This is a genomic window from Nitrosomonas communis (assembly GCF_001007935.1).
Taxonomy (GTDB): Bacteria; Pseudomonadota; Gammaproteobacteria; order Burkholderiales; family Nitrosomonadaceae; genus Nitrosomonas; species Nitrosomonas communis.
This window is the reverse complement of the sequence record NZ_CP011451.1, coordinates 1613957-1626756: the sequence shown is the minus strand read 5'-3', so window position 1 is coordinate 1626756 and position 12800 is coordinate 1613957. Positions and strand designations below refer to the sequence as shown.

At 45.3% G+C, this 12800-nt stretch carries 11 protein-coding genes; all 11 read left to right on the top strand.

All coding sequences use genetic code 11. The features are described 5' to 3' along the window. The first annotated feature begins 119 nt into the window (after positions 1 to 119). The 11 genes from mraZ to murC all read left to right on the top strand — a co-directional run bounded on the left by mraZ (position 120) and on the right by murC (position 12766). Positions 120 to 566 (top strand): division/cell wall cluster transcriptional repressor MraZ, encoded by a 447-nt coding sequence (gene mraZ, locus AAW31_RS07445; RefSeq protein WP_046849752.1) that lies wholly within the window; start codon positions 120 to 122, stop codon positions 564 to 566. Between the two features lie 9 nt (positions 567 to 575). Next, positions 576 to 1526: a 16S rRNA (cytosine(1402)-N(4))-methyltransferase RsmH gene (gene rsmH, locus AAW31_RS07440; protein WP_046849751.1), complete on the top strand. Its 951-nt coding sequence runs from the start codon at positions 576 to 578 to the stop codon at positions 1524 to 1526. Positions 1527 to 1530: 4 nt separating this feature from the next. Then, positions 1531 to 1827: a cell division protein FtsL gene (ftsL, locus tag AAW31_RS07435; RefSeq protein WP_046849750.1), complete on the top strand. Its 297-nt coding sequence runs from the start codon at positions 1531 to 1533 to the stop codon at positions 1825 to 1827. Between the two features lie 2 nt (positions 1828 to 1829). Beyond that, positions 1830 to 3560: a peptidoglycan D,D-transpeptidase FtsI family protein gene (locus AAW31_RS07430; RefSeq protein ID WP_046849749.1), complete on the top strand. Its 1731-nt coding sequence runs from the start codon at positions 1830 to 1832 to the stop codon at positions 3558 to 3560. Beyond that, on the top strand, positions 3557 to 5119 hold the full coding sequence (locus AAW31_RS07425) for a UDP-N-acetylmuramoyl-L-alanyl-D-glutamate--2,6-diaminopimelate ligase (protein WP_046849748.1): 1563 nt from the start codon (positions 3557 to 3559) through the stop codon (positions 5117 to 5119). Before AAW31_RS07430 ends, AAW31_RS07425 begins: the two co-directional genes overlap by 4 nt. Next, complete coding sequence (locus tag AAW31_RS07420) at positions 5116 to 6498, top strand: UDP-N-acetylmuramoyl-tripeptide--D-alanyl-D-alanine ligase (RefSeq protein ID WP_046849747.1); 1383 nt, start codon at positions 5116 to 5118, stop codon at positions 6496 to 6498. The genes AAW31_RS07425 and AAW31_RS07420 overlap by 4 nt, the downstream gene beginning before the upstream one ends. Positions 6499 to 6581: 83 nt before the next feature. Beyond that, the gene (mraY, locus tag AAW31_RS07415) at positions 6582 to 7667 is read left to right on the top strand and encodes a phospho-N-acetylmuramoyl-pentapeptide-transferase (protein WP_046849746.1); all 1086 of its coding nucleotides are present in this window, start codon (positions 6582 to 6584) and stop codon (positions 7665 to 7667) included. Next, the gene (murD, locus tag AAW31_RS07410; protein ID WP_046849745.1) at positions 7664 to 9073 is read left to right on the top strand and encodes a UDP-N-acetylmuramoyl-L-alanine--D-glutamate ligase; all 1410 of its coding nucleotides are present in this window, start codon (positions 7664 to 7666) and stop codon (positions 9071 to 9073) included. The genes mraY and murD overlap by 4 nt, the downstream gene beginning before the upstream one ends. Positions 9074 to 9076: 3 nt before the next feature. Further along, positions 9077 to 10237, top strand: a complete 1161-nt coding sequence (gene ftsW, locus AAW31_RS07405; protein WP_046849744.1) for a putative lipid II flippase FtsW — start codon at positions 9077 to 9079, stop codon at positions 10235 to 10237. A gap of 46 nt (positions 10238 to 10283) precedes the next feature. Continuing rightward, on the top strand, positions 10284 to 11351 hold the full coding sequence (gene murG / locus AAW31_RS07400; protein ID WP_046849743.1) for an undecaprenyldiphospho-muramoylpentapeptide beta-N-acetylglucosaminyltransferase: 1068 nt from the start codon (positions 10284 to 10286) through the stop codon (positions 11349 to 11351). After that, the gene (gene murC / locus AAW31_RS07395; RefSeq protein WP_046849742.1) at positions 11348 to 12766 is read left to right on the top strand and encodes a UDP-N-acetylmuramate--L-alanine ligase; all 1419 of its coding nucleotides are present in this window, start codon (positions 11348 to 11350) and stop codon (positions 12764 to 12766) included. The genes murG and murC overlap by 4 nt, the downstream gene beginning before the upstream one ends. The last annotated feature ends 34 nt before the right edge of the window (positions 12767 to 12800 follow it).

Sequence of the window (12800 nt, the reverse complement as noted above, 5' to 3'; positions counted from 1 at the left end):
TTTTCTGCTTGACTACCCTCATTTTTTTGATTAGAGTGGCAAAGGGTGGTAAAAAGTGGGGAAGAGTGGAGGGTATTTGGAATATAGCGTGAGCTTCCAATAAAAAATAAAGGAGCGGCATGTTTCGCGGGATTACACAACTTTGCCTGGATAGTAAGAGCAGGTTTGCGGTGCCTGCGAAGTACCGCGAAGAATTATTATCCAGCTGTGCCGGAAATTTAGTAATTACTGCTGATCCTTCAAGATGCTTGCTGATTTACCCCCAGCCTTCTTGGGAACCCATAGAAAAAAAACTGAATAGTCTCTCTAGTTTCAATCCACAAAGTCGTAGCTTGCAACGTCTTATTGTAGGTAATGCATGTGATGTTGAAATGGACAGTGCGGGACGGGTACTGGTCGTGGCGCCCTTACGGCAGTTTGCCAGTTTGGTCAAAGATATTGTGTTAGTTGGTCAGGGTGAGAAATTTGAGTTGTGGGATGCTGAAAAGTGGAATCAAGAAATTGAGGCGGCGCTTGTATATAAAGATGGGAATATGCCCCCCGAGCTGGAAGGGTTCTCATTGTAATGCTGGGGTATGGTTGTGCATTTACCCGTTCTGCTAAATGAAGCTATCGATGCGTTAGCAATCAAAACAGATGGGGTTTATGTAGATGGTACATTTGGGTATGGTGGACATAGTCGTTTGATTTTATCCAGATTGGGTAAAAAAGGACGTTTGATTGCATTTGATAAAGATTTGGCTGCGATCAAAGCGGCAGCAATGATTGATGATAAGCGATTCAGTATAAGGCACTGCAGTTACGTCAAGATACAAAATGAATTGCTCGCATTAAGAGTAGAACGCGTAGACGGCGTGCTGTTAGATCTCGGAGTGTCTTCGTCTCAACTGGATGAAAGTACACGTGGATTTAGCTTTCGCTTAGAAGGCCCGCTTGACATGCGGATGGATACTAGCTGTGGGCAAACAGCGGCAGAGTGGCTTAATTCTGTTACGGAGTCACAGTTAGAAGAAGTAATTAGAAACTATGGTGAGGAACGGAATGCTAAGCAGATTGCGAGAGCGATTGTTATGGCACGAGCACGGCATCCTATTTCTAGCACGATTCAACTTGCCGAGATTGTAGCAGCGGTCGTGCGCGCGCGTGGGTATCAGCGGGAAGGTAAGCATCATCCTGCCACACGCACTTTTCAGGCGATACGGATATACCTTAATCAAGAACTTGAAGAATTGTTGTTAACTTTGCCGCAATGTGTAGATTTATTAAACCCTGGTGGGCGATTGGTCGCCATCAGTTTTCATTCACTTGAGGATCGCATAGTAAAACGTTTTATGCGCACGGAAGCAAGCTCAGATAGGCTGCCGCATAAACTTCCTTTGCGTGATAGAGAAGTGAAGGCGTTGAGTAAACAGCGGTTACGATTGGTAGGAAAGGCAACGCGGCCGGGCGCACAGGAAATAGCGGTTAATCCACGCGCAAGAAGCGCGGTCATGCGTGTGGCAGAAAGAATCATAATTAGTGAGTAATTATATGACTAAACTGAATATTTATTTGGCTGTGATTCTTATTATTTGTGGGTTAGGCATCGTTACCTCACAGCATGAGGCACGTAAACTTTTTATATTGTTAGAGAAAGAGCAGGAGCTGGCTGATCAATTGGCAATAGAATGGAATCAACTGCTACTTGAGCAGAGAACATGGGCGATGCATGGACATGTTGAAAAAATTGCCAGAGGAAAGCTTGATATGACTGTACCAGCCTCCTTAAATATTCAAGTTATTTTGCCTGATCATGCCTCAAGCCGGCTCTATAAGGAGTTTCCTTGATCATGAGACGCGATCCTGCCTCGTCTTTAGCTTTACCTCTATGGCGTTCACGATTGCTGATAATGCTATTGCTGTTGGGGTTGGCCGTACTGGCAGGGCGCGCTATTTATCTGCAAGGACTGAATAAGGATTTTCTCCAACAACAAGGACAGTCACGCTATAGCCGTATCGTGGAATTGAATGCGCAACGGGGAAAAATAACAGATCGGTATGGTGAGATACTGGCGATCAGTGCCCCAGTAAAATCTGTTTGGGCTGATCCACAAAAAGTAAACGCAACACCCGAGCAATTACAGGCATTAGCTCAATTGCTCGAAATGGATATAACAGATTTACGCAAGCGAGTTCTTGATCAGGATAAGAGATTTGTCTATCTAAGAAGACAACTATCACCGGAAATGGCATCTGGTGTAGCTAATCTAAAAATAGCCGGTGTGTATCTTAAACGGGAATTTTACCGGTATTACCCAACAGGGGATGTGGCTGCCCACATTACTGGTTTTGCTGATATAGATGGAAAGGGACAAGAAGGTGTAGAACTAGCATGGGAAGATATCCTTACGGGTGAGCACGGTAGCCGGCGCGTTATCAAGGATCGTATCGGGCGTGTCATAGAAAGTGTCGAAAAAATTCGCTCACCCAAACCTGGCCAAAACTTGATGTTATCGATTGATAGTAAAATCCAATATCTTGCTCATCGAGAATTAAAGCGGGCAGTTAAAGCTAATCAGGCTAAGGCGGGTAGTGTGATTGTGTTGGATGTACCGACAGGAGAAGTGCTGGGATTAGCCAATTATCCCTCCTATAACCCTAACCAGCGATCAACTATACGGCCTGGAACCACACGTAATCGAGCGTTAGTTGATGTTTTTGAACCGGGCTCGACACTCAAGCCATTTGCTGTCGCTGTCGCGATGGAGATAGGCAAGATTAATCCCAATACGTTGTTTCATACCTCTCCGGGTATGCTGAAAATAGGAAACGCTACGATACGGGACGTCCGTAATAAAGGAACAATTTCTGTATCTCAAGTTATCCAAGAATCGAGTAATGTGGGGGCAGCAAAAATTGCTTTGATGTTACCCCCTAAAACATTGTGGGAAATGCTGAGTCGCTCTGGTTTTGGTATGCCAACGGGAGCAAACTTTCCGGGAGAAGAAAACGGTAGGTTGCGTCCTTACCATAAGTGGCGACCGATCGAGCAGGCTACGATGTCCTATGGCCATGGAATATCAGTCAATTTAATGCAGTTAGCACGTGCGTACACGCTCTTTGCTGCAGGAGGAGAGCTCAAACCTGTATCGCTATTAAAACGGGATGCCCCACCTGTTGGTCAGCAAGTGATTTCACGTGAAACGGCACTGGCCATGAGCAGGATGCTGGAGACAGTAGTGCAGCCAGGCGGTACCGGCTTGCAAGCTAAAGTCAACGGTTATCGAGTTGCTGGCAAAACTGGAACAGCGCATAAGCCATTGGAAGGTGGTATGAAAGGTTATGCAAAGAACCGATATATTTCTACTTTTGTCGGTTATGCGCCAGTATCTAATCCTCGTCTAGTTGTTGCTGTGATGATTGATGAGCCTTCAGCAGGACAATATTACGGAGGGGCTGTGGCAGCTCCTCTATTCAGTCAAGTGATGTCGGGTGCCTTGCGCCAATTACGTGTGCCACATGATGCGCTGGGCAATATTGTCACTTCTCCTTTACCTATTAAGTTGGAGAATGAAGGATGACACCAGGAGCCATACGGAAAACGGATGCAAATTTTGCCATCAGACTTTTCAGTCAACTGGGAGTACCAGTGACGCGCTTGACTGCAGATAGCCGTAAGTTGATGCCAGGCGATACCTTTCTAGCTTATGCCGGTGAAAGATATGATGCACGCAAAGATATTCCTCAGGCTATTGCAGTAGGTGCCAATGCTGTGATTTGGGAGAAGAATCAATTTACATGGAACCCCCTTTGGAAAATACCGAATTGTGCTGTATCAGGATTGCAAGCCAAGGCTGGTGTGATTGCCAGTCATGTTTATGGATATCCCTCGCGTGAATTAGGGCTTGTAGGCATTACGGGCACTAATGGTAAAACTTCATGTAGTCATTGGTATGCTCAGGCAATGACAACCTTGGGGGAAAAAATCGCGGTTATTGGTACGTTAGGGAATGGATTCTTAGATTCACTAAATGAGTCGGTCAATACCACACCGGATGCGGTATCACTTCAGGCAGAATTTGCAAAGATTTTGCAAAATGGGGCAGGAGGTGTGGTAATGGAAGTTTCATCTCACGGTCTGGTACAGGGGCGAGTTAATGGCGCTGAATTTGCCGTGGCAGTGTTGACTAATTTATCGCGTGATCATCTTGACTATCATGGCGATATGGATGCCTATGCTGCCGCTAAAGCAAAATTATTTTTCTGGCCCACACTTAAGTGCGCGGTTTTAAATCTAGATGATGTGTTGGGCATGGAGTTGTCTCACCAGCTTGTACACAAAAATATGCAAGTAATTGGATATGGATTCTATCAACCAGACAATATGGGGAGATACTCGCAAAACTTGAGGATATTGCGAGGAAGTAACCTTAAAGCAAATATCGATGGGCTGGAGTTTGATGTTGAATTTGAAGGACAGCGGGAAAGTTTGAAAGCTAATGTCACGAGCAGATTTAATGCCTCGAATTTGCTGGCGGTCTTGGCTACTATGCTTGCGAATGGGGTCGATTTCCATAAGGCATCTCATGCATTATCACAGGTTAAACCGATTGCAGGAAGAATGGAGAAATTTGGCGGCGGCGAGCAACCTGTGGTTATCATTGATTATGCTCATACTCCGGACGCTTTGGAGAAGGTGTTGAGGGGATTGAGAGAAACGGTTTATAACAGTCAAGCAAGAAATAAATTTAGCTTAAGAAAGCCGAGATTGATCTGTGTATTTGGCTGCGGGGGTGATCGGGATCGAGGAAAACGTCCTTTAGCCGGTGAAATAACTACAAAACTTGCCGACGAAGTCATCATTACTAGTGATAATCCCCGTAGCGAAGATCCCCGTGCCATCATAGACCAGATAGTAACGGGTATCTCGCGTCACAATTACTCAATTGAAGAAGATCGTACATCAGCGATTTATCAGGCTATCCATAATGCGCGAAAAGGCGATGTGGTGCTGATCGCTGGTAAAGGATCTGAAGCGTATCAGGAAATTAATGGACAAAAAAATCCATTTGATGACCGTGAAATTGCGCAGCAAGTACTAGATGATCTGGCTAACCTGAAAGTGCAGGCGCAGAGATGATGTCGATACAAGAAGCTGCGCATGCCCTATCCGCAAAGTGGGGGGGTAAGAATGTTTTATTTACAGGTGTAAGCACAGATAGTCGAACTATCAAGCATGGCGAGCTATTTGTCGCGTTATCCGGCAAACAATTCGATGGCCATCAATTTATTGCCAGTGCAAGAGATCAAGGAGCCGTTGCTGCCTTAGTAGAGAGAAGGATGGATATTGGACAATCTCTACCGGAATTTGGTTGGCTAGAAGTTGCTGACACGCGATTAGGTCTAGGGCAATTATCAGCTTATTGGCGTACACGCTTTTCATTACCACTTGTGGCAGTTACTGGAAGCAATGGTAAGACAACGGTCAAGGAAATGATTGCCTCCATTTTCCGTAAAGCAGTGATGGCGAATGTCGAAGGAAACGATTTAGCTTCAGACAGAGTACTGGCAACTTTCGGTAATCTTAATAATGATATTGGTGTACCACAAATGTTGTTAAGGCTGCGCGAGCAGCATGCTTATGCCGTAATCGAGATGGGTATGAATCACGCTGGGGAGATCGCTTATCTAACCCGTTTGACTCATCCAACTGTAGCCGTCATTACAAACGCCGGTGCAGCTCATATTGAAGGACTTGGTTCGGTAGAAGCTATTGCGCGGGCCAAAGGTGAAATTTTTGAGGGTTTGAGTGATAAGGGTGTGGGCATCATCAATGCCGATGATGATCACGCTTCATTATGGCGCAGCCTGGTAAAAAGTAGACATATCATTGATTTCAGTTTGAATAGCCCTGCACAAGTAACAGCTTGTTACCAATCTGATTCTTCCGGAAATAGATGGATGCTTAAACTTCCTGAAGGAAGCGAGGAGATACGGTTACAAGTGCCAGGCCAGCATAATATCTATAATGCCTTGGCAGCTGCAGCAACGGCGGTTGCTGTTGGCATTGATAAACATACGATTGTATCAGGATTGCAGGCATTTTGTGGCGTACAAGGGCGCCTGCAAAAAAAACTTGGCTTACATCAAGCAACCTTGATTGATGATACCTATAACGCTAATCCGGAGTCAATGAAAGCGGCACTCGCTGTGCTCGCTAATGAACCTGGAAAAAAAGTGCTGGTGCTTGGCGATATGGGAGAACTAGGTCCGAATGCAGCAGATTTTCATCACCAGATTGGTGTGGAAGCGAATCATTTCGGGATAGACCAGTTGCTTACTTTGGGCAGTTTAAGCAAGCATGCTGCGGTTGGATTTGGTAGGGGTGCTCGCCACTTTCCAACTATGGAGGCCTTGCTTGTAGAAGCGGAGAAATTATTGGACATCAACGTTAATATGCTGGTAAAGGGCTCGCGTTTTATGCAGATGGAACGCGTGATAAGACGGTTAGAGGCTTGATGTTGTCTCGTTCCCGGATAAAAAATGAATGACAATAACTATTTAATGCAATATCAGCAACTTGTAGTGTTCTAAGGATAAAAATGCTATTAGTCATCTCTCAATGGATTTCCCAGGACATCCGTGCATTTAATGTGTTTAGTTATATTACTTTACGCACGATGTTGGCTGCACTTACCGCCCTGGTGATTTCATTTATTGTCGGCCCGACCATGATCCGCAAGTTGATGGCGTATAAAATTGGCCAATCCGTACGCAATGATGGTCCGCAAACTCATCTTGTTAAGGCGGGCACGCCAACAATGGGGGGAGCACTGATACTCGTCTCGATTATTATTACAACGCTATTATGGGCGGATCTGACTAATCAATACATTTGGATCGTTTTATTGACAACTTTGGGATTTGGCGTCATTGGCTGGATAGATGATTATCGCAAAGTAGTCCATCGTAATTCCAGAGGCCTGTCTGCATCAGTGAAGTTTTTCTGGCAATCAGTCATCGCGTGTTGTGTGGCATGGTATCTCGTCTCGATAGCTGAGCTTCCTGAACAGATTAATATGATTGTGCCATTCTTTAAAGAGGTGGTGATTCCATTGGGTATCTCTGGTTTTGTGTTGTTGACTTATCTCGTTATCGTGGGAACAAGTAATGCAGTAAATTTGACAGATGGATTAGATGGTCTTGCCATTATGCCGACAGTTATGATTAGCGGTGCGCTGGCGATTTTTGCTTATGTAGCCGGTCATGTTGTTTTCGCAAAATATCTGGGTATTCCTTATATCCCTAATGCAGGTGAACTGGCGGTTTTTTGTGGTGCGCTTGCGGGTGCTGGTTTGGCATTTCTATGGTTTAACACTTATCCGGCAGAAGTATTTATGGGCGATGTAGGTGCGCTTTCACTGGGTGCAGCATTAGGAGTGATCACCGTGATTGTCCGCCAGGAGATCGTGTTGGTCATTATGGGCGGAGTATTTGTGATGGAAGCTTTGTCTGTGATGTTACAAGTCACATCCTTTAAGCTGTTTGGTAAGCGTATCTTCCGTATGGCGCCCCTTCATCATCATTTTGAATTGAAAGGATGGAAAGAAAATCAGGTGGTTGTCAGATTCTGGATTCTGACAATCATTCTAGTGTTAGTGGGATTATCAACATTAAAGTTACGATGAATCTGCATAATAAAAAAGTGCTGGTTTTGGGAATGGGTGAAACGGGTCTATCGATGGTGAAATGGTTGGCACGCCAAGGTGCAGAGGTGCGTGTTGCTGATAATCGTACTTCCCCTCCCAATCATGCAGTGCTGGAACATTTGCTTCCTGCTGGAAAAATATACAGTGGGCCGTTCAGAGCAGAAGTATTTGATGATGTTGATCTCATTGCGATCAGCCCGGGTGTGCCATTAGCTGAGCCGCTCGTACAACAAGCTGTGAAGCGCGACATCCCCGTTGTAGGAGATATTGAATTATTTGCCCGGGCACTAGAAAAGCTTGAGCAACCAAGGCCCAAAATTCTGGCCATTACCGGTTCGAATGGAAAGACAACTGTCACAACGATGGTAGGTGAGATGGTCAGAAATGCAGGATGGGATGTTGAAGTGGCAGGCAACATTGGTCCGGCAGTATTGGAATCACTCATGCGCCGCATGGACTTGGGTAAATTGCCGCAATATTGGGTACTGGAGCTTTCCAGTTTTCAACTGGAAACAACACATAATCTTGCTGCTGATGCAGCAGCGGTACTTAATTTAAGTGAAGATCACTTCGATCGCTATGCTGGCATGCATGACTATGCAGTAGCCAAAGCAAGAATCTTTATCGGAGATAATAAAAGTGTCCAAATTCTAAATCGGGATGATGCAATGGTGCGCGCTATGGCATTGCCTGACAGAAAACAAATGACTTTTGGCCTGGATGAACCCATCTCAAATATGGATTTTGGTTTATTGCAAAGTGGTGCAGATCTTTGGCTGGTTCAAGGAGGAATGTACCTAATAAAAGCGAGCGAGATGATGATTCCAGGCAGGCATAATATTGCCAATGCGCTGGCAGCGATAGCGTTATGTCGTGCCGTCACATTGCCCTATGAGCCCTTGTTGAAAACTTTGCGTGCGTTTCAGGGATTGCCTCATCGTATGCAAAAAATAGCGGTGATCAATAATGTTACTTTTTATGATGACTCCAAAAGCACTAATGTAGGATCCGCTATTGCAGCGTTGAGTGGAATGCAAAAAAACGTGGTGTTAATTGCAGGGGGAGATGGGAAGGGACAAGACTTTTTTCCTTTAAAGCAAGCTGTAGCTAACTGTACACGTGCAGTGGTATTGCTTGGTCGTGATGCCAAGAAGATCGCTGAAGTGATCAGTGATGGCCAGCTTTCAATTCACTATGCAGCAACGATGGACGAGGCTGTACGGATAAGTTTTTTATTGGCACAGCCCGGTGATGTGGTGATGTTGTCCCCAGCTTGTGCCAGTCTGGATATGTTTAGAAATTACATCCATCGGGCAGAAGTTTTTATTGCTGCTGTCAAAGAAATTGAAAAGAAGTTTATTTTTTCTGATCAAGAGAGCCATTGATCCATGATTAACCAGCCCACTATTAATCGCCAAGAAATAACAACCGATTTTGACTTCTATCTGATTTGGTCTGCACTCGTATTGTTAAGCCTTGGGTTGGTCATGGTTTATTCTGCATCCATTGCAATCGCCGAGTCGGAATATGGTGAAAGTGGCTCATACTATTATTTGATACGCCATAGTATTTATTTGTTCGTAGGTCTAGTAATTGGATTTTTTGCTTTCCAATTTCCTATGCGCACATGGCGGGAATATTGTCCCTATCTATTTTTGGTCGGAACCATATTATTAATTCTGGTATTGATTCCAGGAATTGGTCGTGAAATTAATGGCAGTCAGCGCTGGATTTCTCTGGGAATAGTCAATTTTCAACCATCTGAGCTGATGAAGCTCTTAATGGTGATCTACGCTTCGGATTATGTCGTTCGTAAATTAGCTTACCTCGATAACTGGCGTAAGGGGGTTTTACCTATCGTAGCTTTGATATCCGCAGTAGGTTTTTTGTTACTGCGCGAACCTGATTACGGCGCATTTGTCGTTGTGACTGGCATTGCGGTTGCCATTATGTTCATGGGGGGGATGAGTCTTAAGCTATTTATTGGCGTGACGGGGTTGCTCGTTGCTTGTTTAAGTTTATTAATTATATCAGTAAGTTATCGTAGTAGCCGTATTGATGGCTTTCTGGATCCATGGGCTGATCCTTATGGCAAGGGTTATCAATTAAGCCATGCATTAATTGCATTTGGGCGAGGTGAATGGTTTGGAGTGGGGTTGGGTGGAAGTGTAGAAAAACTGTTTTACTTGCCGGAAGCACATACTGATTTTATGTTTGCTGTGCTTGCTGAAGAATTGGGGTTTGTAGGTGTGGCAACAGTGATGGCGATGTTTACTTGTATACTTGTGCGCGCATTTAGTATCGGCCGTACCGCAGCCCTCCTGGAAAACTATTTCTCAGCCTTGGTAGCACAAGGAATCGGGGTTTGGCTGGGGTTCCAGGCTTTTATCAATATGGGGGTAAATATGGGTGTGTTGCCGACCAAAGGATTGACACTACCACTTATGAGTTTTGGTGGAAGTAGTATCGTTGTTACCTGTATTGCACTTGCTGTCTTATTGCGGATAGATTGGGAAAATAGACAGAAAATAAAAGGGTTAAACGTGTGATGACTTTGATAACTATTCTAGTGATGTGAAGGTGGCACGAACAATCATGATTATGGCTGGTGGAACAGGCGGTCATGTTTTTCCTGGATTGGCAGTGGCTGATCATATGAAAACATTAGATTGGAATATCGTCTGGTTGGGTACATATAATGGGATGGAAGCGGTATTAGTACCCAAGCATGGCTATCACACTGAGCTTATTGAATTCTCCGGTTTGAGGGGGAAAAAAGCGTTGGATTGGTTATGGTTGCCATGGCGCTTGCTGCTGGCTTTCTGGCAGAGCGCCAGAATAATTATCCGCACTCAACCCGATGTGGTATTGGGAATGGGCGGCTATCCCGCTTTTCCAGGCGGTATCATGGCCTCATTACTAAATAAACCTCTCTTAATTCATGAGCAAAATGCAATTCCTGGCCTTACGAACCGGGTTCTTGCAAAAATCGCTGACAAAATTTTACTGGGATTTCCTGCGGCCATAGAAGGGACGACCAACAAAGTACAGGTGACTGGAAATCCAGTGCGATATGACATTTTGCGCTTGCCAGTACCTGAGCAACGTTTTGCTAAGCGGAGTGGGAGGCTTAAGGTATTAGTGATCGGGGGCAGTTTGGGGGCACGCATACTGAATACCACCATACCCCAGGCATTAAAGCTGATTCCAGCAAATGAGCGCCCTTGGATCACCCACCAGGCAGGAAAAAATAATTTGAATGAATTGCAAAAAAATTATTCCGAATGTGGGGTAGAGGGCGACCTGGTATCGTTTATCGAAGATATGGCTGCGAGTTATGCGGAATGCGATCTAGTCATCTGCCGTGCTGGTGCGCTGACGATATCAGAGCTGGCGGTGGTGGGTGTGGCTAGTATTCTTGTTCCCTACCCTTTTGCAGTGGATGATCATCAAACGGCTAATGCTCAGTTCTTAAGCCAACATAATGCCGCCCTGTTATTGCCGCAAGACCAATTGACTCCAGAGGTTCTGGCAGATTTGATCCAGGGATTTACACGTGAAAGATTGCTGGAGATGGCAACACTCGCGCGCAGTCTGGCGAAACCGGATGCCACCAGAATAGTCGCAGATGTCTGTCTGGAAATAGGAGCGCGGGCCAGATGAAACATAAGGTTAGGCATGTGCATTTTGTCGGCATTGGCGGTTCAGGGATGAGTGGCATCGCTGAAGTCATGATTAACCAGGGTTATCGGGTAAGCGGCTCTGATCTAAGCAAGAATCTAACAACTGAGCGTTTGCGGCAATTAGGTGCCATAGTTCATATCGGCCATGCGAAAGAGAATGTGGCATCTGCTGACGTTGTGGTAACTTCAACTGCAGTAAAACAGGACAATCCTGAGGTTACAGCCGCACGTGAACGTCGTATTCCGGTAGTACCCCGTGCCATGATGCTGGCAGAATTATTACGCTTGCGACAAGGCATAGCTGTCGCAGGTACCCATGGTAAAACGACTACCACCAGCCTCATTGCAAGTATTTTGGCAGAAGCAGGACTTGACCCGACTTTCGTGATTGGCGGCAAACTCGAGGCAGCGGGCAGTCATGCCAAACTCGGTAGTGGTGAATTTATCGTAGTAGAAGCAGATGAGTCTGATGCTTCCTTCCTTTATTTAAAGCCTATTCTGGCAGTAGTGACCAATATTGATGCCGATCATATGGTTACTTATGGTCATGATTTCAGTAAGCTCAAACAAACATTTGTCGAATTTATCGAGCACTTACCCTTTTATGGCATGGCAGTTTTATGCATCGATGATAAAAATGTGCGCGAAATCATGTCAGCCATTACTAAGCCAGTGACCACCTATGGCTTGTCCGAAGGTGCCCATATTAGTGCGACTGATATTCGCCACGATCATGGCAGAATGCATTTTTGTGCACATATTGGCGTAAATGGTGCCGCACGCAAAATCAAGGTTACGCTTAATCTGCCAGGTATTCATAATGTTCAGAATGCGCTTGCCGCTATAGCAGTTTGTAATGAGCTGGGCGTCTCAGATGCGGCCATCATTCGTGCGATGGCGACATTTGAGGGGGTCGAACGCCGTTTTCAGCGCTATGGTGAGATTAAATTGAACGGACAAGGTAGTTTTACCTTGATAGATGATTATGGTCACCATCCAGCGGAAATCGCTGCAACTATGGCGGCAGCGCGCGGTGCATTTCCTGGACGCCGGCTCGTGTTGGTTTTTCAACCTCACCGTTATACTCGTACGCGAGATGTGTTTGAAGATTTCATCCGAGTATTGTCGAGCGCTGATCTATTGCTGCTGACCGAGGTCTATTCAGCGGGAGAGGAGCCGATCGTTGCTGCCGATAGCAAATCACTAGCTCGTGCCATTAGAGTACTAGGGAAATTGGAACCCATTTATACCGAATATATAGAGGAACTTCCTGCAGTGATCCATGAGGTTGTATTAGATAAGGATATCGTATTGATCATGGGTGCTGGCTCGATAGGGAAAGTAGCTGCTCGCGTGAAGCAAGCCGTGAAAAAGCTGGCTGTCGTCGGTGAATGAAGCTATGAGTACACTGATATCACGCCATCCAAAA